Origin of the sequence: Streptomyces sp. NPDC007945 (assembly GCF_042958885.1) — a bacterium.
Lineage (GTDB): Bacteria > Actinomycetota > Actinomycetes > Streptomycetales > Streptomycetaceae > Streptomyces.
In genome coordinates, this window is record NZ_JBIBJV010000002.1 from 1074068 (window position 1) to 1099323 (window position 25256).

The following is a 25256-nucleotide window of genomic DNA, read 5'->3' on the forward strand; positions in this document are numbered from 1 at the left end:
TTTCGTCGTCGGCTGCGGCCCGGTGGCCGCGCGTGCGTCGGTCACCGCAGGAGACCCTTCATCTCGATGGTCGGCAGCGCCTTGAGCGCCGCCTCCTCCGCCTCGCGGGCAGCCTCCTCGGCGTTCACGCCGAGCTTGGACGACTGGATCTTCTGGTGGAGCTTGAGGATCGCGTCCATCAGCATCTCGGGGCGCGGCGGGCAGCCGGGCAGGTAGATGTCGACCGGCACGATGTGGTCGACGCCCTGCACGATGGCGTAGTTGTTGAACATGCCGCCCGACGAGGCGCAGACGCCCATGGAGATGACCCACTTGGGGTTGGGCATCTGGTCGTAGACCTGCCGCAGGACGGGCGCCATCTTCTGGCTGACCCGGCCGGCGACGATCATGAGGTCGGCCTGGCGCGGGGAGCCGCGGAAGACCTCCATGCCGAAGCGGGCGAGGTCGTAGCGGCCGGCGCCGGTCGTCATCATCTCGATGGCGCAGCAGGCGAGGCCGAAGGTCGCGGGGAAGACGGATGACTTCCGGACCCAGCCCGCGGCCTGCTCGACGGTGGTCAGCAGAAAGCCGCTGGGCAGCTTCTCTTCGAGTCCCATGGGTGCTCCTCAGCCCCTCAGTCCCATTCCAGGCCGCCGCGCCGCCACACGTAGGCGTAGGCGACGAAGACGGTGAGCACGAAGAGCAGCATCTCCACGAGCCCGAAAAGCCCCAGGGCGTCGAAGGTGACGGCCCAGGGGTAGAGGAAGACGATCTCGATGTCGAAGACGATGAAGAGCATCGCCGTCAGGTAGTACTTGATGGGGAAACGGCCGCCTCCGGCGGGCGTGGGTGTCGGCTCGATGCCGCACTCGTACGCCTCAAGTTTTGCCCTGTTGTACCGCTTTGGCCCGATTAGCGTGGCCATGACCACGGAGAAGATCGCAAACCCCGCACCCAGGGCACCGAGCACGAGGACGGGCGCGTACGCATTCACGCTCCTCGCTCCTTCCAGTCGTCCTTGACCGTTGGACCGCACCGTCGGCCCCGTGAAAGATCGCCCCCATGTGAGGCAGTTCACAAGCCCGACGTCCGCGTATCTTAAGCCCGCCCCTCTGTGATCTGCGACACGGGGGTCCCCAACGGATTTGTGATCTCCACCACCTGACGAAGGATCATGAAGTCGGATGAGCGGTGATCTTGTCGCGTGAAGCGCCCAGGTGATCACCAGGTGTGACATTCGGACCGGAAATCGCTGGTGAGAGAGGTGGCGCTCTATCAAGAGATGGGCTGTACAAGCAAATTGGAGGTGGACGCATCCGGGTGATATAGACATCCGCCTCGCCCGTCCGGGGGGGTCGGCGGGATCCAAGTGGACGGCCCGACTCCGTGTGCACGCGTTCACGAGACGGGCGTGTGACCTGCGTCACCGTGGCGAGGCCGGAAAAGAACGGGGCTTGGCCAACGGTGTGAAGAGGTGGTAAGCGAGGGGCAATTCGGGCATCTCATTGAAAACCCATGATCAAGGGCACAATGAGCCGCGCCCGATTTGCCCGTTACGGCGTCAATAAGGGCGACAGTCAAGCGGATTGAGGGGTTCCGGTCGTAACTGTGGCGCAACCCACGTTTCTTGAAGGGAACCGTGAAGCCCTGATAGCGGTTGTACCCATGTCCCAGACCGCTCACATACCCAGCCACCGGAAGCCCCGCCGCAGCGCCTCGAAGCTCGCGCTCCGCGCCGGTGTCGCCGGTGGCGTCCTCAGCACCATCGCGGTGGCCGGTGCTGCCGGACCGGCGAATGCCGAGCCGGTGACCGAGACCATCGAGATGCCCACGCTGGGCTCCCTCGGTGCCGACCTCTCCAGCGCCGTGGCCGCCTCCGCCGAGGCCTCCGAGCAGGAGGCCCTCGACCAGAGCCTGGAGGCCCAGGAGGCCGCCGCCCTGGAGAAGGCCGCCAAGGACGCCAAGAAGGCCAAGGCCGAGGCCGACCGCAAGGCCGAGGCCGAGCGTGCCGAGAAGGCCCGCAAGGAGGCCGAGGCGAAGGCGGAGGCCGAGCGCGTCGCCGCCGAGGCCCGCGCCGAGGCCCGGGCCCGCGCCTCCCGCGACGCCGCCCGCACCCAGCTCGCCTCGACCTCCGCGTCCTCCTCGGACGCGAACCCGGGCGCCGGCTCGTCCAACGACGGCGGCTCCTCGGCCGGCTCCTCCTCCGAGTCGACCCAGGTCTCCTCCGGCACCGCCGCCTCCATCGTGGCCTTCGCGCGCGCCCAGGTCGGCGACGCGTACGTCTCCGGCGGCACCGGCCCCAACTCCTGGGACTGCTCCGGCCTCGTCCAGGCCGCCTACGCCGCCGCGGGCATCGACCTGCCGCGCATCTCGTACCAGCAGTCGAGCATGGGCACCTCCGTCTCCCTGAGCAACCTCCAGCCGGGCGACATCCTCTACTGGGGCAGCCGCAGCGGCTCGTACCACGTCGCCATCTACGTCGGCGGCGGCAAGTACGTCGGCGCGCAGAACCCGTCCACGGGCGTCGTCGAGCGCTCCCTGGACTGGGACACGCCGTCGGGCGCCGTCCGCATCCTCTGATCCCCGCGATCGGAACCGTACGAAAGGGCCGTCACTCCTCGGGGGAGCGACGGCCCTTCGTCGTGCCGGGCGCGGGGGTCAGGCCTTCGGCGCGACCTTCGACAGGCCGTTGATGATGCGGTCCATCGCGTCCCCGCCCGTCGGGTCCGTGAGGTTCGCCAGCATCTTCAGCGTGAACCTCATCAGCACCGGGTGGCTGAGGCCGCGCTGGGTCGCGATCTTCATGACCTTCGGGTTGCCGATGAGCTTCACGAAGGCGCGGCCCAGGGTGTAGTAGCCGCCGTAGGTGTCCTTCAGGATCTTCGGGTAGTTGTGCAGGGCCAGTTCGCGCTGGGCCGGGGTGGCGCGGGCGTGGGCCTGCACGATGACGTCGGCGGCGATCTGGCCGGACTCCATCGCGTAGGCGATGCCCTCGCCGTTGAACGGGTTGACCAGGCCGCCCGCGTCGCCGACGAGCAGCAGGCCCTTCGTGTAGTGCGGCTGGCGGTTGAACGCCATCGGGAGGGCGGCGCCGCGGATCGGCGTCGTCATGTTGTCCGGGGTGAAGCCCCAGTCCTCCGGCATCGAGGCGCACCAGGCCTTCAGGACCTCGCGCCAGTCCAGCTCGCGGAAGGCGGAGGAGGAGTTCAGGATGCCGAGGCCGACGTTGGACGTGCCGTCGCCCATGCCGAAGATCCAGCCGTAGCCGGGCAGCAGCCGGTCCTCGGCGCCGCGCTTGTCCCACAGCTCCAGCCACGACTCCAGGTAGTCGTCGTCGTGCCGCGGGGTCGTGAAGTACGTGCGGACCGCGACGCCCATCGGACGGTCCTCGCGGCGGTGCAGCCCCATCGCCAGGGAGAGGCGCGTCGAGTTGCCGTCGGCGGCGACGACCAGCGGGGCGTGGAAGGTGACCTCCGTCTTCTCCTCGCCCAGCTTGGCGTGGACGCCGGTGATGCGGCCCGTCCGCTCGTCGACGACCGGCGCGCCGACGTTGCAGCGCTCGTAGAGGCGCGCGCCGGCCTTCTGCGCCTGCCGCGCCAGCATCTCGTCGAAGTCGTCGCGCTTGCGGACCAGTCCGTAGTCCGGGTACGAGGCGAGGTCGGGCCAGTCGAGCTGGAGGCGGACGCCGCCGCCGATGATCCGCAGGCCCTTGTTCCGCAGCCAGCCCGCCTCTTCCGAGATGTCGATGCCCATGGCGACGAGCTGCTTGGTGGCGCGCGGGGTGAGGCCGTCGCCGCAGACCTTCTCGCGCGGGAACGCCGTCTTCTCCAGGAGCAGCACGTCGAGGCCGGCCTTGGCCAGGTAGTACGCGGTGGTGGAGCCGGCCGGGCCCGCCCCGACGACGATCACGTCTGCGCTGTGCTCGGAGAGGGGGGTCTCGGTCACGGCGGATCTCCCGAAAGGTCGGCGAAGAGGGTCGTAGCGAAGTCTAGGACGGCCCCCCACGCCCTCCGCCGAAGACCCACCCCCCGCCCCGCCCGGCGCGGTCCGGCACCCCGCCGGGGCGGCGGGCGGGCACCGCACCGGCGGGGACCGGTCCCCCCACGGAACGGCGGCGGGTCACTGCGGCTTGAAGCCGCGGTGGAGGGCGACGATGCCGCCGGTGAGGTCGCGCCAGGCGACCCTGGACCAGCCGGCCTTCTGGAGGAGGCCCGCGAGGGTGGGCTGGTCCGGCCAGGACCGGATGGACTCGGCGAGGTACACGTACGCGTCCGGGTTGGAGGAGACCGCGCGGGCCACCGGCGGCAGCGCCCGCATCAGGTACTCCTCGTACACCGTCCGGAACGGCGCCCACGTGGGGTGGGAGAACTCGCAGATGACGACCCGGCCGCCGGGCTTCGTGACCCGGTACAGCTCGCGAAGCGCCTGCTCGGTGTCCTGGATGTTGCGCAGGCCGAAGGAGATGGTGACCGCGTCGAAGACGTCGTCCCGGAAGGGCAGCCTCGTGCCGTCGCCCGCCGTGAACGGCATCCACGGGTGCCGCTGCTTGCCGACCCGCAGCATGCCCAGCGAGAAGTCGCAGGGGACGACGTACGCGCCCGCCCGCGCGAACGGCTGCGAGGACGTGGCCGTGCCGGCGGCGAGGTCGAGGATCCTCTGCGCGGGCCGCGCGTCGACCGCCTTGGCGACCTCCTTGCGCCATCGGCGGTCCTGGCCGAGCGACAGCACGTCGTTGGTGAGGTCGTAGTTGGCCGCCACGTCGTCGAACATGGAGGCGACTTCGTGCGGCTGTTTGTCCAGATTGGCTCGGGTCACGCGTCCCATTCAAGCAGCCGCCCGAATCTCCTCCCGTACCGCTTCAACCTTTCGGCCCCGGGCGCGCTCAAGGAGGGGCGGAAGCGCCGTACGGCAGCGAGGAGAGCAGGGGTGCGATGGCATTGACGACCGAACGGGACCCGGGAGCGGACGTGGCCGCGGGCAGTGGGCCGGACGTGGGGTCGGCCGCCGGGTTCGAGGCGTTCGCGCGGGCCGCGCAGCAGCGGCTGTACCGGACGGCGTACCTGCTCTGCGGGGACGCGGAGCATGCGCGGGACCTGACCCAGACCACACTGGCGAAGCTGTACCAGCACTGGCGGAAGGCGGGCGCGGCCGAGCACCCGCACGCCTACGCCAAGACCGTGCTGACCCGGACCTTCCTGGCCGAGCGCCGCAGGCGGCTGCGGGACCTGCTCCTCCTCACCCGCACCGGGGGCACCGTGCCGGAGCCGGCCGCCGACCATCCGGAGCTGCGGGTGACGCTGCTCGCCGCGCTCGCCGAACTGCCGCCGCGGGCCCGGGCCATGGTGGTGCTGCGCTACTGGGACGACCAGAGCGTGGCCTCCGTCGCCGCGCTGCTGCGGTGCAGCGAGGCCACCGTGAAGAGCCAGTGCTCGCGTTCCCTCGCCCGTCTCCGCGTACGCCTGGCCGACGCCGGGCTCTCGATCACAGGAAGCTGAGGTCCGCTGTGGACACCGATGAGACCTTTCCGCTCCGCGCCGCCCTGAACCGTGCGGCCGAGGAGCTTCCGCCGCTGCCCGACCTCGTGCCGCTCGCCGTGCGCGAGGGGCGCAGGCGGCGTGCCAGGGCCCGGTTCGCCACCGCGGCGGCCGCGTTCGGCGTGGTCACCGCGGGAGCCCTCGGCCTCACGCTGCTGCCGGGAAACGGCCCGGCGCCCGCGATGCCGGCCGCCCCGCCCTCGTCGCCGGCGGCGAGCGCGAGCCCGGAGGTGAGCGCGCGCCCGGACGCGAGCTATCCCCCCGTGGTCGTGGAGGAGACGCCGGGCGTCCCGCCGCCCGACAACCCCGACGGGCTGTCCGAGGCCGAGCGGGAGCGCCGGGCGGTCCACCAGCAGCGCGTGGCCGCGCTGCTGGACGAGCTGCTGCCCGCGTACGTCACCGAGATCCGGCCGGTCAAGGACGAGGTGTCCGCGTACCGGATCACGGCCGACGGCACGCCCTTGCGCCTGACCGTGCTGGTGCGGCCGACCGACGAGAAGGCCCTCGACCCGTGCCCGGACCGGCCGGACCCGAGGATCGTCTGCGAGACCGTCGCCTTCGACGGGGACCGCGAGGCACGGCTGCAGTCGATGGCGACGGAGCTGCCGGGGACATCGGCCGCGTACGTGCGGTTCCTGTACGGCGGGAGCCGCGTGCGGATCTCCGTGGAGCCCGAGGGCGTACCGTCGCGCCTGACGCCGCGCCAGCTGTTCGCCGTCGCGGAGGATCCCCGCTTCCTCGACGTGGTGCGGGACGCGGACGCGCGGCCGGTGGAGGAGAAGGACGCGCCGCCCGTCGTGGGCGGCTGACCCGGCGGGACGCTCAGCGGGCCCGGTAGGTCAGGCGGCCGTCGATGACGGTGGCGACGCAGGTCGACGCCCCGCGGCGGACGAGGTCGGCCGGGGTGGGGACGTCGAAGACGGCGAAGCGGGCGCGGGCGCCGGGGGCGGGGCGCGGGAGGAGGATCAGAGGGGCCGGGGAGAAGGACGGCGGGCCGGTGAGCCCGGGCGGGCGCTGTCCGACGGCCAGGCCGGCGCGGCGGACCGCGTCCTGCGCCGCCCGCGACCGCAGCTCCCCCGCGACGGCGACCGTGCCGTGGGCCAGCATCCGCTGGACGCCCCGGCGGGCGCTGGCGCCGAGGCGGGCGGGGTCGGAGCGGAGGATCTCGGCCGCGCGCTCGCCGGTGACCGGCTCGGTGCCGTAGGTGTCGGCCTCGCGCGGGTCCGGGTGGTAGGTCCGCTCCAGGAGCTCGGGTGCGTACGGGTTGAGGAGGCCGGGCAGCAGGATGCCCGGCCAGCGGCGGAGGCGGGCGTCCTGGTGCGCCTCCGCCAGTTCCTCGTACGGACCGACGGCGGCGATCCGCGCGCCGTCGACGAGGACGGCGGTCTCCGGCGACCCCTCGGCGGCGTGCAGGGTGAGCACCGGGGGCCTCAGTTGGCGTCGAGGAGCTTGAGCTCGGGGTGGGCCGTGCCGCCCTCGATCGCCACGGACGAGATGTGGGAGGCGACGCGGTCGTCGACCGGGTCGTTCGCCGGGTCGTCGTGGACGACGAGGTGCTCGTAGGTGGTGGCGCGCTGGGCCGGGACGCGGCCGGCCTTGCGGATCAGGTCGATGATCTCCAGGCGGTTGGAGCGGTGCCTGGCCCCGGCGGAGGAGACGACGTTCTCCTCCAGCATGATCGAGCCGAGGTCGTCGGCGCCGTAGTGCAGGGAGAGCTGGCCGACCTCCTTGCCGGTGGTCAGCCAGGAGCCCTGGATGTGGGCGACGTTGTCGAGGAAGAGGCGGGCGATGGCGATCATCCGCAGGTACTCGAAGAGGGTGGCCTGGGTGCGGCCCTTGAGGTGGTTGTTCTCGGGCTGGTACGTGTAGGGGATGAAGGCCCGGAAGCCGCCCGTCCGGTCCTGCGTGTCGCGGATCATCCGCAGGTGCTCGATCCGTTCGGCGTTGGTCTCGCCGGTGCCCATGAGCATGGTGGAGGTCGACTCGACGCCCAGCCGGTGGGCGATCTCCATGATCTCCAGCCAGCGCTCGCCGGACTCCTTGAGCGGCGCGATGGCCTTGCGGGGGCGCTCGGGGAGGAGCTCGGCCCCGGCGCCGGCGAAGGAGTCGAGGCCGGCGGCGTGGATGCGGGTGATGGCCTCCTCGACGGAGACGCCGGAGATCCGCGCCATGTGCTCGACCTCGGAGGCGCCGAGGGAGTGGATGACGAGCTGCGGGAAGTCCTTCTTGATGGCCGAGAAGTGCCGCTCGTAGTACTCGACGCCGTAGTCCGGGTGGTGGCCGCCCTGGAACATGATCTGGGTGCCGCCGAGCTCGACGGTCTCCGCGCAGCGGCGCAGGATGTCGTCGAGGTCGCGGGTCCAGCCCTTCTTCGTGTCCTTGGGGGCGGCGTAGAAGGCGCAGAACTTGCAGGCCGTCACGCAGACGTTGGTGTAGTTGATGTTCCGCTCGATGATGTACGTCGCGATGTGCTCGGTGCCGGCGTAGCGGCGGCGGCGTACGGCGTCGGCGGCGGCGCCCAGCGCGTGCAGCGGCGCCGAGCGGTACAGGTCGAGCGCCTCCTCGGGGGTGATGCGACCGCCCGCGGCGGCGCGGTCGAGAACGGACTGGAGCGCGGCCTTCTCGGTCACCGTTTCGTCCCTTTCGGAGGCTTGTCGACGGACCGGCCCAGCGTACGCCAGCGGGGGTGGGCGGCCGGGCCGGGGTCCGCGTCCGCGTGAATTCCCGGTGAACGTTCAATTGCGCGATTCCCGGGGAGGGGCCGGGATTCGCGGGGGAACGCGCCGGGCGGACGACGGACGGGAATTGCGGGGCGAATTGCCGGGGCGGCGGAGGCCCCCGGACGGGGGTCCTATTCCGGCGGGAGCAGATCGACGGCGACGTCGGCCGGAAATCCGGTCGTGGGACCGGTGCGGCGGGCGAACTCGCGCACTCCGGCGAGTTGCTCGGGGCCGAAGCGGAAGTCGAGCGTGCGGAAGTACCGCTCCAGGAGCTCGGCGTCGAACGCCTCCCAGCGGGCGGCCTGCTCCGCCACCTTGGCGACCTCGTCGAGGGAGAGGTCGCGGGAGGCGAGGAACGCCCGGTGGACGTCGTGGACGGTCTCCGGCTCGCGCGCCAGGTAGTCCTTGCGGGCGGCCCAGACGGCGAAGACGAAGGGCAGCCCCGTCCACTCCTTCCACATGAGCCCGAGGTCGTGCACCTGGAGCCCGAGCCGGGGCGCGTCGTGCAGCGAGGCGCGCAGGGCGGCGTCGCCGATGAGCACCGCCGCCTCGGCCTCCTGCATCATCAGCCCCAGGTCGGGCGGACAGGTGTAGTACGCCGGCTCGACCCCGTAACGCTCCGCGAGCAGCAGCTGGGCGAGCCGGACCGAGGTCCGGGAGGTGGAGCCGAGGGCCACCCGGGCGCCGTCCAGCTCCTCCAGGGGGCGCTGGGAGACGATCACGCAGGACATGACGGGGCCGTCGCAGCCGACCGCGATGTCGGGGAGGGCGACGAGCCGGTCGGCGTGGCGGAGGTACTCGACGAGGGTGATGGGACCGATGTCCAGATCGCCCCGGACGAGCCGCTCGCTCAGCTTCTCCGGGGTGTCCTTGGTGAGCTCCAGATCGAGGAGCGTCCCGGTCCTGGCGAGCCCCCAGTAGAGGGGCAGGCAGTTCAGGAACTGGATGTGGCCGACCCGGGGCCGGCTGCGCGGGCTCTCGTCGTTCTCGTTCGCATTGTCCACATCGCGAGGCTAGCTCCGTCTCGCACCGTGGACATCGCCGGGGCACTTCGGGACGGATCGGGTCGGCGCGTCTGCTCGCGGGGAGCGGGATCAAACATGAGAGTGACGTGATCTTTCCCTCTATCGCTGCGCGCACCCTGCGTGCTAGGCTCGACGCAAGTTGCAGTTTGGTTTCCCTTGCAGTACAGAGCCTGCGGAGCATGTGACCCGCAGGCTTTTGTAGTTTTCAGACTTGTTTGCAGGTTCTGGAGCAGGGCGACCCTTTGGCCCATAGGAGGGCTCATGGCTACCGGAACCGTCAAGTGGTTCAACGCTGAAAAGGGCTTTGGCTTCATCGCCCAGGAAGGCGGCGGCCCGGATGTCTTCGTCCACTACTCCGCGATCAACGCGAACGGCTTCCGTTCGCTTGAGGAGAACCAGCAGGTGAGCTTCGACGTCACGCAGGGCCCGAAGGGTCCGCAGGCGGAGAACGTCACCACGATCTGAACGCCGTAGTGGCGATCTCGATCTTCTAGAGCAGTACCCAAGGAGCCCCGCTCCGTGCCGCAGGTGCGGTACGAGCGGGGCTCCTGCCCGTTTCCTTCCGGGGCGGGCTCAGCAGTTCGGGATGACGGTCCCGTTGTTGTCGCGGGCCTCGTCGTTGCCCCAGCGGGAGAGGTAGTACGCCGAGACGTACGCGCCGTAGCCGTTCTTGCCGGCGTAGACGGTGTCCAGGTCGGTGCGGAGCCACCAGTGGTTGTAGTTGCCGGAGGCGTCGCGGATCTCCTGGCCCCAGACCTTGCAGTAGACGTAGTTCGTGCCGGCGTTCAGGACGCCCTGGGGGTCGTTCGTGTTGGCGGCGGCGTAACCGGTGGCCTGGGCGAAGGTGTCCACCCAGTACTTTCCGCCGCCCCCGCCCGAGCAGCCGTTGTCGCTGGTCACGTGCTTGGAGCCGTAGGAGCCCGGGTAGGGCGCGAGGGAGACGCCGTTGATCACGATGGACTGGCCGACGCCGTTGTAGAGCTGCTCGTAGTGGATGTGGGCGCCGGAGCTGTTGCCGGTGGAGCCGGTGGTGCCGATCTGCTGCCCCTGCGCGACGGCGGCGCCGTTCGCGACCGAGTAGGCGGCCAGGTGGAAGTAGTACGTCTTCCAGCCGCCGCCGTGGTCGACCACGATGTAGTTCCCGGCGCCGGAGGGCTGCGCGTACCGGTAGGCGGTGCCGGAGGCCGAGGCCAGGACGGGCGCGCCGGCGGTGGCGCCGCCGTCGGAGCGGACGAAGTCCAGCGCCTGGCGGACCTCGGCCGAGTGGTGGCTGTACGTCCATTTCTGGCCACACGGGAACGGGGCCTTGAAGAGCGGCGCGGCGTGCGCGGTGCCGGCCGTGCCGAGGACCGTGAGCAGCCCGGCGAGGAGGGCGAGCAGGGCACCGAGGGCGGGGATCCGGGTGAGGGTCCGGGCGGTGGTCCGGGCGGTGGTCCGGCCGGGGGTCCGGCCGGGGGTCCGGGAGAGGGACCGGCCGGGGGTCCGGGAGAGGGACCGGCCGGGGGTGCGGCCCGTGGACCGGGCGGGGGTCTTCGTCGTACGCAGGTGACGCATGCGTCCTCCGGGACGTGAGGGGGCAAGGGTTTACGCGCGTTGACCGACCACAGGGTGCCGGAAGACCGGCCGCCGCAGTAGACGGCGTTGCCCACATGCGACCCGGCCCCCATACGTACGCTGGACACATGACCGATCGGAAACCGCCCGGCGTCAGCTTCGAGTCCTTCGTCGACAAGCAGATCCGGGAGGCGGCCGAGCGCGGCGAGTTCCGCCGCCTCTCCGGCTTCGGCAAGCCCCTCCCGGACGACGCCGCGCCCTACGACGAGCTGTGGTGGATCAAGCAGAAGATGCACCGCGAGGGCATGGGGGCGCTGCCGCCCGCCCTCCGGCTCCGCAAGGAGGCCGAGGAGGCGGCCGAGGCCGTCGCGGCGGCCGCCTCAGAGGCGCAGGTCCGGCGGATCCTCGGCGAGATCAACACCAAGATCGCGGAAGCCCTGCGCCGCCCGCCGGCCGGACCGCCGCTGCGCCTGACGCCGTTCGACGTCGAGGCGGAGCTGGCCCGGTGGCGGAAGGCGCGCGACCCCAAGGGGGCGTGATGAACAGTGCCGGTCTGCTGCTCGACTCCTTCGGCAGGATCCGGGAGGCGGTCCACGAGGCCGTGGAAGGCCTCGGCGAGGACGACCTCGCCGCCCGGATCGACCCGGACGCCAACTCGATCGCCTGGCTCATCTGGCACCTCACCCGCATCCAGGACGACCACCTCGCGGGTGCCTTCGGGACGGAGCAGCTGTGGCGCTCCGACGGCTGGCGAGACCGCTTCGGCCTGCCGTTCCCGCCCGCCGCGACCGGTTACGGCCAGACGTCCGCGCAGGCCGGAGCCGTCCGGGCACCGGCGGCGCTGCTGCTCGGCTACCACGACGCCGTGCACGACCGGACGGCCTCGCTCCTCGCCCCCGTCACCGACGCGGACCTGGACCGGGTCGTCGACACCGCCTGGGACCCGCCGGTCACCCTCGGGGTCCGGCTGGTCTCGGTGATCGCGGACGACCTCCAGCACGCGGGCCAGGCGGCGTACGTGCGGGGGCTGCTGGAGCGGCGGGGCGGGTGAGTCCTGGGGGCAGTCCTGCGGGGTGAGTCCTGCGAGGAGGTCGAGCGCTGCGGGGGCGGTTGAGTCCTGCGGGGGGGGTGAGTCCCGCCGGGGGAGGGAGGAGGACCGGCGCCGGTCCCGTACAACCCTTCGCGTTCACCGGGAGTCCACTGTGTGTCTCGTACTCGGGCACCTGCTGACCCGCGTACGGGACACGGTCCGCTCCTTCTTCAAGCGCGTGGCGGACCCTCGACGGCTGACCGACGCACACCGGCCGGGCACGGTGCCTCCGTGCCCGGCCCCTCCCGGGGGGGCTCACCTTGCAGCACCGCATCACCGGCACCGCCCGCCTCGCCGTCGCCGCCGCGACGGTCCTGGCGCTGACCGCGGGCGCGGGGACGCTCGCCGCGCCCGCCGCCCTCGCGGCCCCCGCCTCGTCGGCCGGTCCGACGGCCGGTTCGACGGTCCTGGGGCCGGTCCGCTCGCTTCCTCCCGGCTCCTCGCTGAAAAGCGCCGGGACGCGGGGCTTCATCGTCGTGATGCCCACGGAGACGGACGACGACCAGTTCCTCCGCTGGATCCCGTACGCGGGCGGCGAAACCCGCGACGACGTCCGCTCCTTCGAGTGGAGGACCTGGACGTCCGGCGACAGGGTGGCCGCCTCGCTGGAGGGGTACGACGGCTCGCTCACGGACATGGCGAGCGGGGAGTCGTTCTCCATGGAGGGCGTGCCCGGCTGGCTGGACGCCGAGTACGCGGGCACCGCGGGGTCGGCCATCGGCGTGCGGGCGCACCACAAGGTGTGGCTCGACACGAAGGACGCGGCCCCCCGCGAGATCAAGGGGCTGCCCCAGGGGACCGTGTACGGGGACCTGCGTCCGGCCACCGCCACCGTCGGGCTGCTCGACCACGTGACCGCCGCGGGCGAGCGGCGCGTGGCGCTCGTCGACCTGGCCACCGCCACCGTCACGGAGACGCACGCGCGCGTGGAGGCCGTCTCGGCGACCCGGGTGGCCTGGAGCGAGGCGGCCACCGCCACCGCCCCGCGCCGCGTGGTCGTCCGCGACCGGGCCGGCGGCGCGGAGACCGTCGTCCCGCTCCCCGGCGTCCCGGCCGACGCCTTCGTCCCGGTCGGCCTGCTCGGTGACTGGCTGCTGCACGGCACGTCCGCCCGCCACCTGCGGACCGGCGAGACCGTCACCCTCTTCGACCGCGTCGAGACCCTGCTTCCCGCGCCCGACGGGACGGCGAGCGTCGTCCAGGGCGTCTCGGTCCGGGACGGCGCCGGCCTGCACCGCGTCGCGCTCGGCGCGGACGGCAGGCCCGCCGCCCGGCTCCTGGCCAGGAAGGGCACCGCCTCCTCCTTCGTCCACGACATCGACGCCGACGGCTTCCCCGACCTCCTCGGCCGGGACGGCGCCGGGGCCCTGTGGCGGGACAGCGCCGGGGACGGCCGGGCGCCGGTGTCGACCGGTACCGGCTGGAAGGGCTACGACAAGATCGAGGTCGTCGGCGCGGTGGAGAAGTACTCCCCCTCCCGCGCCCTCGCCGCGGACGTCGTCGCGCGGGACGCCTCCGGCGTCCTCTGGCTGCACGACAGCAACGGCAGCGGCGGCTTCCGTCCCCGGGTGAAGGTCGGCGGCGGCTGGCAGACGTACAACAAGATCACCGGAGGCAGCGACCTCACCGGCGACGGCATCGCCGACCTCACCGCCGTCGACACCATCGGCGACCTGTACCTCTACGAGGGCACGGGGAGCGCCACCCGCCCCTATCGGAACCGGAAGAGGGTCGGCGGCGGCTGGGGCGGCTACGACAAGATCACCGCCACCGGCGACATCGCCGGCGCCGCGGGCGGCGACCTCGTCGCCCGTGACGAGGACGGCGTCCTCTGGCTCCACCTCGGCAAGGGCGACGGCACCTTCACCGCCCGCACCCGCGTCGGCGGCGGCTGGCAGGTCTACAGCGAGATCACCAGCGCGGGGGACGTCGACCACGACGGCAGGGCCGACCTGTTCGCCTACAGCGCCCGGGAGAAGAAGACCTACCTCTACCGCGGCACCGGCGCCCGCGCCGAGCCCTTCAAGGCCCGCCAGGCGAGCACGGTTCTCGCCGGGGGTTCGTACAACCACCTCGCCTGACCACCGGTCCACGAGGGCGGCGCGCCCCGCATGTGCGCCGCCCGTTCCAGACAGGGGAAACACCTCATGCCCAACCGCTCCACCGGACGCCGCCTCGGCGCCTCCGTGGCCGTCGTCCTCGCCACGACCCTCGGCGCCGGCGCCCTCTCCGCCCCGTCGGCGGGCGCGGCCGACGCCCCCGCCCCGCTCCGGGTCGAGTCACAGTCCGAGGCCGTCGCCGCCGGCTCGACGGGCTTCCTCCTCGCGACGAACCGCTACCGCGGCGACCAGCAGTTCTGGGTGCGGTACGACACCGGGAAGCGGACCCCGGTCACGGACGGCATGTACGAGGTCGTGACCGAGAACAACCTGGTCGGGGACACCGCCGTGCTGTTCGAGGTGGGCGTCGCCACCGTGCGGAACCTGACCACGGGCGCAACGCTCCTGACCGTGCCCGTGGAGGACGGGGAGCACGCCGCCGGGCTCGCCGGCGGCGCGGTCTTCCTCACGCCGTGGACCTCGGCCGGCAAGCTGCGGATGTACGACGCCGAGCACGGCAGCCGCTTCGTGACCGGCATCCCGGACGGCTCCAGGGACATCCGGGTGCGGCAGGGCACCGCCACCCACGCGCTGCTCCGCTACCGGGGGCCCGACGGCGTCCAGCACCGGGGCACCGTCGACCTCGCCTCGGCCGCCGTCGCGGAGGACCACGCCACGCCGCTCGCCGACAAGTGGGACTTCGAGGCCGCGCTCTCCGACACCCGGATCGCCTGGACCGAGCACGACCCGGCGACCGGGAAGTCGACCGTGGTCGTGCAGACGCGCGGCACGGCCGAGAAGCAGGTCGTCGAGGCGGCCGAGCGCGCTCAGATCGCCTTCCTCGGCGACCGGCTCGTCCACGCCGCCCCGGACGGCACCGCGGCGCTCAGCCCGTCGCCGCTGAACCGGCTGACCGTCGTGGACCTGAAGACCGGCGCCACGACCCGGCTGCTCGACCACGTGCGGGAGATCACCGCCACCCCTGAGGGCGACCTGCTGGTCAGCGGCGGGAAGATCGGCACCGGCGACGGCATCTTCCGCGTCTCGGCCGGCGCGGACGGCACGCCCGCGGCCACGTTCCTCGCCGAAGGCGGCTACCCGGCCGAGCTCGCGGAGGTCAGCGCGCCCCGGCTGCCGTCCGGGACGGCCGACTTCGACAAGACGCACGGCGCCCCCTTCACGCAGTACTTCAACCACATGGGCGTGAAGTACCGCTACACCCTCAAGCACGTGCGGACCGGCAGGACCTACACCCTGGTCCAGAACGGTTACGTCGGTGCCGGCGACGAGGGCTACTACCCCGACGGCATCCCCCTGGGCTGGGGCTGGGACGGCACCCTCAACGACGGGAACGCCTCCGACCCGAAGGGGTCGATGGCCGCCTTCAACGGCGCCTACACCTGGGAGACGGTCGCCGAGTCCGGCGGCGGCTTCGGCGCGCCGATCAAGCGGTCCGGCACCCTCACCGTCACCCGCGCGCAGAAGCCGCACGACTTCGACGACAACGGCTCGCCCGACATCCTCGCCCGCGACGCCTCCGGCGTGCTGCGGACGCACGACTCCGGGTCCATCGGCGGCGGCTGGCAGATCTACGACCGCGTCGAGGCCACCGGGAACATCGCCGGCTCCGGCTTCGCCGACATCGTCGCCCGCGACAAGGCGGGTGTCCTGTGGCTGTACCAGGGCAACGGCCGCAACGGCTTCGCGGGCCGGGTGAAGGTCGGCGGCGGCTGGCAGACGTACGACCTGATCAGCGGCGGCTCGGACTACACCGGTGACGGCCGCCCCGACCTCGTCGCGGCGGACAGGACGGGCGTCCTGTGGATGTACCGGTCCACCGGCAGCGCCACCAAGCCCTTCGACACCCGCAAGAAGATCGGCTCCGGCTGGGGCGCCTACAACCAGCTCGTCGGCACCGGCAACATCGCCGGCGCCGCCGCGGGCGACCTCCTGGCCCGCGACAAGGACGGCGTCCTCTGGATGTACCTCGGCAAGGGCGACGGCACCTTCACCGCCCGCACCCGCATCGGCGGCGGCTTCGGCCGCTACTCCGAGCTGATCGGCTCCGGCGACTACGACCGCGACGGCAAGAACGACCTGCTCGCCGTCGAACCGGGCACCAGGACCACGTACGTCTTCCGGGGGACGGGCCAGCGGTACACCCCGCTCGACCTGTACCGCTCCGCCACGCCTCTTTTCAAGGGCGGGTCGTACAACCTCTTCTCCTGACCCCTCACCGGTCACCGTCGCCGGGGCGGCGCACCACCACCTCGCGCGACCCGTACAACCCCTTGAACTCCTCGTGAGTCTGATCGGGCACGGCACACACGTACGTGCCGTGCCCGGTCTTCCTGTTGGGGGTTTCACTTGCAGCACCGCACCACCCGCGCCCGCCTCGCCACCGCCGTCGCGGCGGTCCTCGCCGTCACGGCCCTCGGCGCCGGAACGCTCGCCACCGCGCCGGCCGCCTTCGCGGCGACCGCGGGTCCCGTGGCGGAATCTCCCGCGCAGGCCGAGGAGCTTCCCGGTTACGCGGAGGCGGCCGAGATGGGCGGCGTCGCGCCTTCCGGGTTCCTCACCTACTCCTTCGAGGACAGCAGCCGGCAGCTGCGGTGGACGCCGTTCGACGGAGGCGCCCCGATCCCGCTCGGCGAGCCCGAGGGCTGGAGCCTCGGCGGCGGCGACGTGGTCGTCCTCGGCAACCAGAGCTGGACCGCCGAGTTCACCGCGGTCACCCTGCGGAACATGGCCGACCCGTCGTCCCCGGGCGTGGAGATCGACCTCGGCCCGCTGAACGGCCGCTACGTGGCGGTGCTGAGCCCCACCAGCGTGCTCGCGCAGCTCGCGAAGGCCGACGGCACGACCGAACTGCACGTGGTGACCAAGGAGGGCACCGGGACGACCCACCGCAAGGTCACGGGCCTGCCGGCGGACGCCTCCGACTTCCTCGCCTCCCGGGTCCAGGGCGGCAAGGTGCTCGTCGGCTACGCGACGGGCCCGCAGGGCGCGCGGACCGGCGGCCGGGCCTTCGTCGACGTGGCGGCCGGGACGGCGTCGGAGACGTACGCCTCCGTCGAGTCCGGCTACGACTTCAGCTCGCTGCAGTTCTCCGACTCGCACGTCGCCTGGCTCGACTACAACAGCACCGACGGCCTGCACCTCACCACCGTCGACCGCGTCTCGAAGGAGCGGAAGAAGACCCTCCTGGGCGCCCGCGACAGCGAGGCCTACGCCGGTCTCGTCGGCGAGTGGCTCGTCCACGGCGAGCCCGGGACCACCGCCCGGGCCCTCAACCTGAGGACCGGCGCGACCGAGGTCGTCGCCGACCGCGCGACCTCCGCGTCGCCCGCCGGCGACGGCACCCTCGTGCTGCGGGGCGAGCGGGCCGCCGAAGGCAAGGGCCTGTTCCGGATCGCGCTCGCGCAGGACGGCACCCCGGCCGTCACCCAGGTCGCGAAGGAGGTCCTCGGCGAGCCCGTGGCGATCCTGCGGTCCCAGGTGCCCGCCACGGTGAACCTCGACGCGACCGGCGGCCGGGTGGCCCTGGGCTGGACGCTGTCCCGCGCCGACGCCTATCTGACCGTCACCCTCACCCACAACGCCACGGGCAAGTGGTACCAGCAGTACGTCCACTCCCCCGCCGGCGACGAGAACTTCACCTTCGAGTGGGACGGCCTGCTCGAAGACGTGGACGCGCCGAACGGCGCCTACACCGTGCGCGCCGAGTCCGCGCCGAACGACGGGGCCGGCGCGGGCGACCAGGCGACGCGGCAGATGACCCTCACCCGCACGTCCAACCCGCACGACTACACGAACAACGGCTCCACCGACGTGCTCGCCCGGGACGCCGCCGGTGTCCTGTGGCGGGACGACCTGCGGGACCGGCCGGTGAACGGCCAGGTCAGGACCGCCCAGCGGACCCGGATCGGCTCCGGGTGGAACACGTACAAGCAGATCGAGGCGGTGGGGAGCATCGCGGGCGCCGCCCACGGCGACCTCGTCGCGCTCGACGGGTCCGGCGTCCTGTGGCACTACCTGGGCAAGGGCGACGGCACCTTCACCGCCCGCAAGCAGGTCGGCGGCGGCTGGCAGAACTACAACAAGATCACCGGCGGCTCGGACCTCGACGGCGACGGGCGCTCCGACCTCCTCGCCACCGACACCTCCGGTGTCCTGTGGTTCTACAGGGGCACGGGCGACAGCGCCCGGCCCTTCGCCACCCGCGCGAGGGTCGGCGGCGGCTGGGGCGCCTACAACCAGCTGACCGCCGTCGGCAACATCGCCGGCGCCGCGGCCGGCGACCTGGTCGCCCGCGACAAGGACGGCGTCCTCTGGCTCTACCTCGGCAAGGGCGACGGCACCTTCGCCGCCCGCAAGCAGATCGGCGGCGGCTGGGGCGCCTTCTCCCAACTCGTCGGCGGCGGTGACGTCGACGGCGACGGGCGCCCGGACCTGATCGCGTACGGGGCGGGCGGCACGTACGTGTACCGGGCGACCGGCTCCACCACCCGGCCCTTCACCCGCACGGCCACCAACCTCTACGCCGGCGAGGGCACCAAGTTCACCAACGTCGCCTGACACGTGGGCAGGTGACGGGAACGGGGTCGGAGGCGGCGACGGGGCGGTGACGAGGTCCCGAAGCGGGTCGTACAACCTTTTCTCCTGACCGGTTGTCATACGGGATGGTTCGTGTTCATTCGCGAGCCATCCCGTCGTCATCCGGAGGGCCTCTTGCTTCCCGTGCCTCACACCCGCCGCCGCCTCGCCGTCTCGGCGGCCACCGGCCTCGCCGCCGTCCTCGGCGCGGGGGCCCTGTCGGCACCCCCCGCCGCCGCGGCCGAGCAGCCCTCTCCGGGGGCGCACGTGCCGTCCGTGTTCCGGTTCGACGGCAGCGACCCGCGGGTGACGTGGGATCTTCCCGGAGAGCCGGGCGTCTCGCTGGAGCTGACGCACGTGGCCACCGGCCGCACGGTCCACCTCTGGAACTACTACAACCCCTACATCCGCTGGAACGGCTACCTCGACCAGTTGTTCGACGCCTACAACGGCGAGTACACCTGGACGCTGCGCGCGAGCGACGGCGCGTCCGGGTCGCAGACCGGCACCACCACCGTGCGGCGCGCCGTCCCGCCGCGCGACTTCAACGACAACGGCGGTGCCGACGCGCTCGTCCGCGACGGCGCGGGCAACGTCTCCGCCTACGGCATCCGCCAGCTCATCGGCATGAGGGACACCGAGTGCTACGAGGAGGGCTGCCCGCCCGTCGTGCACGACCCCACCGGCGAGGTCCTGGGCACCGGGTGGAACGCGTACACCCTGATGGCCACGCCCTCGGCCCGGACCGTCGTCGCCCGGGACCGGGACGGCGTGCTGTGGATGCACAAGGGCGAGAAGCAGAAGCTGCTGCCACGCACCAAGGTCGGCGGCGGCTGGCAGGTCTACAACAAGATCACCGGCGGCTCCGACCTCGACGCCGACGGACGCGGCGACCTCCTCGCCACCGACACCTCCGGCGTCCTGTGGTTCTACGCCTCCACCGGCGACACCGCCCGCCCCTTCAAGCCCCGCGTCAGGATCGGCGGCGGCTGGCAGACCTACAACCTCCTCACCGCACCGGGGAACATCGCCGGAGCCACCGGCGGCGACCTCCTCGCCCGCGACAAGGACGGCGTCCTCTGGCTCTACCTCGGCAAGGGCGACGGCACCTTCACCGCCCGCCGCAAGATCGGCGGCGGCTGGCAGAAGTACAGCCACGTCATCTCCGCCGGGCGGAACGCCTACGGCGCCGACACGGTCGACCTCCACGCCATCGGCCCCTCCGGTTCCGCGTACTACCGCACCGTCGACAGCACGACCCGTCCCTTCGAGCCGGCGTACACCCTGCCGCTGCGCACCGACTCCACCCGGTTCAAGACCTTCTTCTAGGAGACCCCGTGCCTTCCGCACCCGTGCTGTTCGGGCGCCGGCTCGCCGCCGCCCTGCTCACCCTGGCCACGGTCTCGGCGGTGACCGGCACGCTGCCGGCGGCAGCGGTCGCCCCCGCGGTCGGGACCCCGGCGGCCGCGCGGTCCGTGGCGTCCTTCCCGAAGGGCGCCACGCTGATCGGCGGCGGAAGGACCGGCTTCCTCGCGAAGGCGGGCACGACCGCGGCGCCGTACTTCTGGACGGCGTTCGACGGGACCGTCACCCCGCTGCCCGGCGCCCGCTATCTCGCCGCCGCGGGGACGGACACGGTCGTGGAGGACCGGGGCGCCGGCACCTATGTCCTGCGCGACATGGGGTCGGACGCCGAGCTCGTCGTCGTCCCCACGCCCGGCATGCTCCTGGGCGTCGTGGACGCGACGCTCGTCATGCGGGACGCGCAGGGGATCCACCTGGTGGGCAAGGAGGGCGACAAGGTCGTCCGCCGCTCGGTGACCGGTCTGCCGTCGGGCCGCGCGTACGTACGCGGCACGGCAGCCGGGGTGCTGACCGTCTCGACGTCCACGGACTCGGCGGAATTCCTCTCGCTGGTGGACGTCGCCACGGCCAAGGCGGTCAGGACCGTCCAGGCCCGCAACCACGTCCTCGGCTTCGAGTCCGTCGCCGGGTCGAAGACCCATCTGGCCTGGTACGACTACACGCCCGCGGACGACGGCGGATCGTTCCACCTCATGGACGTCCGGACGGGCAAGGTCCAGATCTTGAGCGGCTACGGCGGAGGCCAGCGGGTGGCCCTCTCGGACGAGTGGCTGGCGGGCGGGGACACCGGCCTCGTCCTGCGCTCCCTCGCCGACGGCCGGACCGTGGCCCTCCTCGACCGCGTCCGCGACGTGCGGCCCGGGGCGGACGGCGCGTTCCTCGTGGACGGCACCCTCGACCGCGTGGAGGGGGTCTACCGGGTCACCGTCGGCGCGGACGGCGAGCCGGTCGCGGAGCTCGTGGCGAGCAGCGGGCGGCTCCCGGACCTCGCGGTGACCACGCAGGAGGTGCCGTCGGTCGTCGACTTCGACGGCGCGGAGAGCTGGGCGGTGTTCGCCTGGGACTTCAACCTCCCCGCGTCTCCCACGCTCACCCTCACCCACAGGGCCACCGGCAGGCAGCGGATCCTCACGTCCGGCCACCACAGCCCGCCGCCGACCTACCGCTTCACGTGGGCCGGTTTCGGCGGGTGGAAGGAGACGGCCGACTACAGCGGCGAGTACACGTGGAAGATGACGGCCAAGGAGGTGGGCAACGTCGGCCCGGACGTCGAGCGGACCGGCACCCTCACCCTCAGGCGTCCCGCGGTGGCCCGCGACCACGACGAGAACGGCTTCGCCGACCTCCTCGTCCGCGACGCCGACGGCCGGTTGTCCGCGTACGAGACCAAGCAGCTGCGCGAGGTCGACACGGCCGAGCCGACCCCGACCGTCCTGCACACCGGCTGGAACACGTACTCGCTGGTCGCCTCGCCCTCCGACCGCACGATCGTCGGCCGGGACCGGGACGGCGTGTTGTGGATGCACAAGGGCGAGAAGCAGAAGCTGCTGCCGCGCACCAAGGTCGGTGGCGGCTGGCAGGTCTACAACAAGATCACCGGCGGCTCCGACCTCGACGCCGACGGACGCGGCGACCTCCTCGCCACCGACACCTCCGGCGTCCTGTGGTTCTACGCCTCCACCGGCGACACCGCCCGCCCCTTCAAGCCCCGCGTCAGGATCGGCGGCGGCTGGCAGACCTACAACCTCCTCATCGCCCCCGGGAACATCGCCGGAGCCACCGGCGGCGACCTCCTCGCCCGCGACAAGGACGGCGTCCTCTGGCTCTACCTCGGCAAGGGCGACGGCACCTTCACCGCCCGCCGCAAGATCGGCGGCGGCTGGCAGCAGTTCACCCACCTCGCGCCCTTCGGCGACGCGAGGCGGGACGGCGGCGACGACGGCCGGACGGACCTGTACGCCATCGGTCCCGGCGGCTCCCGCGCCTACCCGACCACCGGCTCGGTGGACCGCCCCTACGGGAAGCCCACCTCCCTCCACCACCGGTCCGACGACACGTTCAAGACCGTCTTCTGACGTCGGCGTACAACCTTTCGATCTCCTCGTGGGTCATGCGGGCGTGGCGTGTCGCGCCACGCCCGCACCCATGGGGAGGAACGTTCCCTTTGTCCCGCCTGATCACCACCGCGCTCGCCGTCGTCCTGGCCACGGGCTCGTCCACCCCCGCCCTGGCGGCCCCCGCCGCCCCGGCCGGAGCACTGCCGGCCGCCGTCGCCGAGGCGACGGAGGAGCGGCTTCTCCCCCTGCCCGCCGGAACGGTCGCCGGGGCCGGAACCACCGGCTACCTGGTCCGCGACCTCGCCGCGGGCACGTACAGCTGGGTGCGGTTCGACACCGGGGCCGTCACCGAACTGCCGTACGGCCTCATCCCGTACGTGCACGGCGCGGACAGCGTCGTGGAGACGACGCACTACGGCCCGGCGAGGGTACGGGACATGGTGACGGGCGCGGTCGTCCTGACCGTCGACAACAACCGGCTGTACGGCGCCGACGTCCTGGGAGCGGCCGGATCCACGCTTCTCGCCGCCTTCCCGAACGAGGCGACGGGCCGCGAGACCCTCGTCCTGTACCGCCCCGGCGCCGACGCCGCCGCGCGCGCCGTCGCCTCCTCGGCGACCGGGCTGCCCGCCGACGCGACCGAGATCGGGGCGGGGTCCCTGGCGGGCTCGTCCGTCGGCCTCTCCTACTCGTCCGGCGGCAAGCGGTACACGGCCTCGCTCGACCTCGCCTCGGGCGTGGTGAGCGGCGCGCAGGAGGCGACGCTCCCCGCCGACGCCACGTCCGCGGACTCCTCCGCGACGTTGCGGGCGTGGCTGAAGGAGGACTCCTCCCGGTACGGCCTGACCCTGCAGGACCCGAAGACCATGGCCACCCGCTCCCACCAGCTGGGTGACGCCTACCGCCCCTCGGTGCACGTGGTCGGCGGCTGGGCGCTGTACGCCGACGCCCAGAAGTCGTTCGTCGAGCCGTCGCCGCTCCAGGCGCTCCGGGCCCGTTCCTTCTCCGGGACCGAGTTCAAGCTGCTCGACACCTTCGCGGCCGGGGTGCGCGAGCCGGACGGCACGCTCCTCGTGCAGGGCGGGACGCTGGCCCTGGGCGAGGGACTGTTCCGGATCCGGGCCGGGGCGGACGGCAAGCCCGTCGCGACCATGATCGCGACGAACAAGGTGCCGGTGAAGCTCGTCCTGGGGTCCCCGGCGATCCCCTCCGTCGTCGACCTCGACAGGAACGGCGGCACGGCGAACCTGGACTGGAAGCTGTCCCGGATCAACGTGGAGGCCGAGGTCACCCTGCGCCACCGGCGCACGGGCAAGACGTTCACCACCACGCTCCTCCCGCCCTACAACGACTACGCCGGCCCCCAGACCGTCCGCCTCCGCTGGGACGGCTCGTACGGCATCGAGCGGGCCCTCAACGGCGCGTACGACTGGAAGTTGACCGCCACCCCGCTGGACGGGCTCGGCCCCGCCGTCAGTTCCTCGGGCTCCTTCACGGTCACCCGCAAGGTCAACCCGCGCGACCTGAACGACAACGGCTCGCCCGACCTGCTGGTGCGCAGCGGTGTGGGCACGCTCACCCGCCTGGACACCTACCACGTCCCCGCCGACCGGCGGATCTTCGGCCACGTCCCTTCCACCGTCGGCGGCGGCTGGCAGGTCTACGACCGCGTCGAGACGACCGGCGACGTCGCCGGCACCGCCGTCGGCGACCTCGTGGCCCGCGACAAGGACGGCGTCCTCTGGCTGTACCAGGGGAACAACCGGGGCGGTTTCCTCGGCCGGGTCCGGGTCGGCGGCGGCTGGCAGGCGTACGACAAGATCGCCGGCGGCTCCGACGTGACCGGCGACGGCCGCAACGACCTGCTCGCCACGGACAGGTCCGGCGTCCTCTGGCTCTACCCCGGCACCGGCAGCGCCACCCGGCCCTTCGCCACGCGCAAGCGGATCGGCGGCGGCTGGCAGGCGTACGACCGGATCGCAGCCACCGGCAACCTCGCCGGCGGCGCCGCCGGTGACCTGGTCGCCCGCGACCGCACCGGCGTCCTCTGGCTGTACCTCGGCAAGGGCGACGGCACCTTCGCGCCCCGCACGAGGATCGGCGGCGGGTGGAACGCGTACACCGACATCACCGGTGCGGCGGACATGAACAACGACGGCCGCAACGACCTCGTCGCCATGGACCGCTTCGGCGAGACCTTCGTCCACCAGGGCACGGCCGACTGGAAGGCCCCCTTCCAGCGGAGCTACCGCACCAACGGCGGCCAGTACGAGCACGACCTCATGTCCTGACCCCGGCCTTCTCCCTCCCTCCTGAGAGGCACGCCTCCGTGACCCACCCCAGAGCCACCGCCCCCCGTCTCCTCACCGCGGCCGTGGCCGTCGCCCTCGCGGTGACGGGCGGCGCCCTGACCGCTCCGGCGGTCGCGGCCGTCCCGTCGGCGGTGACGGCCCCCGCCGCCCCGGCCGGAGCACTGCCGGCCGCCGACGCCGAGGCGACGGTCCCGCTGATCGAGGACGGCCGGACCGTGGCCTCCTCCGGGCCCTCCGGGTGATCGGCGGCGGCTGGCGGACGTACCACCACGTCACCGGCTTCGGCGACCTCGACCGGGACGGATACGCCGACCTCGTCGGCATCACGCCCTACGGCGGCGACCCCTACGTCTACACCGGCACGGGCAACCGCCTGGCGCCGTTCGCCGGCCGGAAGGCCCTGTACAGCTCCAGCGACCTCGGCACCGTGCACGTCTATTGACGCGGGACGGTCGCCCAGACCGTCTTGCCGACCGTTCGGTCCCTGACGCCCCACGCCGTCGCGAGGGTGGCCACGAGCAGCAGCCCGTAGCCGCCCTCGTCCGGCTCCCGGACCGGTAACGGCCGGGACTCGCCGCGCGCGTCCGAGAGCTCCACCCGTACGTGCCCGCCCTCCCGCTCCATCCGCAGCTCGAAGTCCCGCCCCGGCACCCGCCCGTGCCGCACCGCGTTGTTCGCCAGCTCGGCCACCACGAGCTCCGCCGCCTCCGCCGCGGCCCCCGCCAGCCCCCACGCCCGCAACTGGTGCGCCGCCAGCAGCCGGGCCAGGCGCGCGCCCCGGGGCGTGGGTGTCAGACGGAGAGCGAAATCCGGCGCGTACTCACTTGTCGGAGTGGTGATTTCGGGCTTCATGGCTCCGAGGATGCGGCTCGCGACCTACGCTGAACAGCAGCGACACCACGACGCTGGGTAACTGTACGGGTAC

The 25256-nt window shown here is 72.5% G+C and carries 23 protein-coding genes; 14 read left to right on the top strand and 9 right to left on the bottom strand.

All coding sequences use genetic code 11. The annotated features are described in order from the left end of the window. Window positions 1-41: 41 nt before the first annotated feature. Both ACFZCF_RS10295 and ACFZCF_RS10300 read right to left on the bottom strand, forming a co-directional pair. Window positions 42-596, bottom strand: coding sequence for an NADH-quinone oxidoreductase subunit B family protein (locus ACFZCF_RS10295; RefSeq protein ID WP_018528252.1), 555 nt, complete (start codon window positions 594-596; stop codon window positions 42-44). A 17-nt stretch (window positions 597-613) separates the two neighbouring features. After that, window positions 614-973 (bottom strand): NADH-quinone oxidoreductase subunit A, encoded by a 360-nt coding sequence (locus ACFZCF_RS10300; protein WP_019888619.1) that lies wholly within the window; start codon window positions 971-973, stop codon window positions 614-616. A 671-nt stretch (window positions 974-1644) separates the two neighbouring features. Here ACFZCF_RS10300 and ACFZCF_RS10305 point away from each other — a divergent pair. Continuing rightward, window positions 1645-2559 (top strand): C40 family peptidase, encoded by a 915-nt coding sequence (locus ACFZCF_RS10305; RefSeq protein WP_388437942.1) that lies wholly within the window; start codon window positions 1645-1647, stop codon window positions 2557-2559. Between the two features lie 78 nt (window positions 2560-2637). On the opposite strand, the gene ACFZCF_RS10310 is transcribed toward ACFZCF_RS10305, so the two are convergent. Further along, window positions 2638-3924: a geranylgeranyl reductase family protein gene (locus ACFZCF_RS10310; RefSeq protein WP_388437945.1), complete on the bottom strand. Its 1287-nt coding sequence runs from the start codon at window positions 3922-3924 to the stop codon at window positions 2638-2640. Between the two features lie 174 nt (window positions 3925-4098). Further along, on the bottom strand, window positions 4099-4794 hold the full coding sequence (locus ACFZCF_RS10315; RefSeq protein WP_388437947.1) for a demethylmenaquinone methyltransferase: 696 nt from the start codon (window positions 4792-4794) through the stop codon (window positions 4099-4101). Between the two features lie 116 nt (window positions 4795-4910). On the opposite strand from ACFZCF_RS10315, the gene ACFZCF_RS10320 reads away from it, so the two are divergent. Continuing rightward, entirely contained in the window at window positions 4911-5474 is a 564-nt protein-coding gene (locus tag ACFZCF_RS10320) for a SigE family RNA polymerase sigma factor (protein WP_391285847.1), read from the top strand. 8 nt (window positions 5475-5482) lie between these two features. Next, window positions 5483-6322: a hypothetical protein gene (locus tag ACFZCF_RS10325; RefSeq protein WP_391285849.1), complete on the top strand. Its 840-nt coding sequence runs from the start codon at window positions 5483-5485 to the stop codon at window positions 6320-6322. A gap of 13 nt (window positions 6323-6335) precedes the next feature. Here the strand turns inward: ACFZCF_RS10325 and ACFZCF_RS10330 are convergent, their stop codons facing one another. The 3 genes from ACFZCF_RS10330 to ACFZCF_RS10340 all read right to left on the bottom strand — a co-directional run bounded on the left by ACFZCF_RS10330 (window position 6336) and on the right by ACFZCF_RS10340 (window position 9237). Then, window positions 6336-6935: a hypothetical protein gene (locus ACFZCF_RS10330; protein WP_391285851.1), complete on the bottom strand. Its 600-nt coding sequence runs from the start codon at window positions 6933-6935 to the stop codon at window positions 6336-6338. 8 nt (window positions 6936-6943) lie between these two features. Continuing rightward, complete coding sequence (mqnC, locus tag ACFZCF_RS10335) at window positions 6944-8143, bottom strand: cyclic dehypoxanthinyl futalosine synthase (RefSeq protein ID WP_388437956.1); 1200 nt, start codon at window positions 8141-8143, stop codon at window positions 6944-6946. Window positions 8144-8364: 221 nt separating this feature from the next. Continuing rightward, window positions 8365-9237: a menaquinone biosynthetic enzyme MqnA/MqnD family protein gene (locus tag ACFZCF_RS10340; protein WP_388437959.1), complete on the bottom strand. Its 873-nt coding sequence runs from the start codon at window positions 9235-9237 to the stop codon at window positions 8365-8367. 282 nt (window positions 9238-9519) lie between these two features. Between ACFZCF_RS10340 and ACFZCF_RS10345 the strand changes: the two genes are divergently transcribed. Then, window positions 9520-9723: a cold-shock protein gene (locus ACFZCF_RS10345; RefSeq protein ID WP_043227793.1), complete on the top strand. Its 204-nt coding sequence runs from the start codon at window positions 9520-9522 to the stop codon at window positions 9721-9723. A 108-nt stretch (window positions 9724-9831) separates the two neighbouring features. On the opposite strand, the gene ACFZCF_RS10350 is transcribed toward ACFZCF_RS10345, so the two are convergent. Then, a complete protein-coding gene (locus tag ACFZCF_RS10350) occupies window positions 9832-10812 on the bottom strand; it encodes a peptidoglycan DD-metalloendopeptidase family protein (protein WP_391285853.1) in 981 nt (326 codons plus the stop codon). 128 nt (window positions 10813-10940) lie between these two features. Between ACFZCF_RS10350 and ACFZCF_RS10355 the strand changes: the two genes are divergently transcribed. The 10 genes from ACFZCF_RS10355 (at window position 10941) to ACFZCF_RS10400 (ending at window position 24773) form a co-directional block, all read left to right on the top strand. Then, a complete protein-coding gene (locus tag ACFZCF_RS10355) occupies window positions 10941-11351 on the top strand; it encodes a DnaJ family domain-containing protein (RefSeq protein WP_391285855.1) in 411 nt (136 codons plus the stop codon). Beyond that, entirely contained in the window at window positions 11351-11863 is a 513-nt protein-coding gene (locus ACFZCF_RS10360) for a DUF664 domain-containing protein (RefSeq protein WP_391285857.1), read from the top strand. The genes ACFZCF_RS10355 and ACFZCF_RS10360 overlap by 1 nt, the downstream gene beginning before the upstream one ends. A gap of 299 nt (window positions 11864-12162) precedes the next feature. After that, entirely contained in the window at window positions 12163-13983 is a 1821-nt protein-coding gene (locus ACFZCF_RS10365) for an FG-GAP-like repeat-containing protein (protein ID WP_391285858.1), read from the top strand. Window positions 13984-14049: 66 nt separating this feature from the next. Continuing rightward, the gene (locus ACFZCF_RS10370) at window positions 14050-16230 is read left to right on the top strand and encodes an FG-GAP-like repeat-containing protein (protein ID WP_391285860.1); all 2181 of its coding nucleotides are present in this window, start codon (window positions 14050-14052) and stop codon (window positions 16228-16230) included. Window positions 16231-16368: 138 nt separating this feature from the next. Next, a complete protein-coding gene (locus ACFZCF_RS10375; RefSeq protein ID WP_391285862.1) occupies window positions 16369-18579 on the top strand; it encodes an FG-GAP-like repeat-containing protein in 2211 nt (736 codons plus the stop codon). A gap of 162 nt (window positions 18580-18741) precedes the next feature. Then, window positions 18742-19926, top strand: coding sequence for a hypothetical protein (locus ACFZCF_RS10380; protein WP_391285864.1), 1185 nt, complete (start codon window positions 18742-18744; stop codon window positions 19924-19926). Window positions 19927-19934: 8 nt separating this feature from the next. Further along, entirely contained in the window at window positions 19935-22037 is a 2103-nt protein-coding gene (locus tag ACFZCF_RS10385) for a hypothetical protein (RefSeq protein ID WP_391285866.1), read from the top strand. Between the two features lie 89 nt (window positions 22038-22126). Further along, on the top strand, window positions 22127-24310 hold the full coding sequence (locus ACFZCF_RS10390) for an FG-GAP-like repeat-containing protein (RefSeq protein ID WP_391285868.1): 2184 nt from the start codon (window positions 22127-22129) through the stop codon (window positions 24308-24310). Between the two features lie 38 nt (window positions 24311-24348). Beyond that, window positions 24349-24573 carry a hypothetical protein gene (locus ACFZCF_RS10395; RefSeq protein WP_391285870.1) on the top strand — a complete coding sequence of 75 codons (225 nt, stop codon included), beginning with the start codon at window positions 24349-24351 and terminating at the stop codon, window positions 24571-24573. After that, window positions 24570-24773 carry a hypothetical protein gene (locus ACFZCF_RS10400; protein WP_391285872.1) on the top strand — a complete coding sequence of 68 codons (204 nt, stop codon included), beginning with the start codon at window positions 24570-24572 and terminating at the stop codon, window positions 24771-24773. Before ACFZCF_RS10395 ends, ACFZCF_RS10400 begins: the two co-directional genes overlap by 4 nt. Here the strand turns inward: ACFZCF_RS10400 and ACFZCF_RS10405 are convergent. Continuing rightward, window positions 24767-25183, bottom strand: coding sequence for an ATP-binding protein (locus ACFZCF_RS10405; RefSeq protein WP_391285874.1), 417 nt, complete (start codon window positions 25181-25183; stop codon window positions 24767-24769). The two genes, ACFZCF_RS10400 and ACFZCF_RS10405, sit on opposite strands and share 7 nt — an antisense overlap. Window positions 25184-25256: the final 73 nt, after the last annotated feature.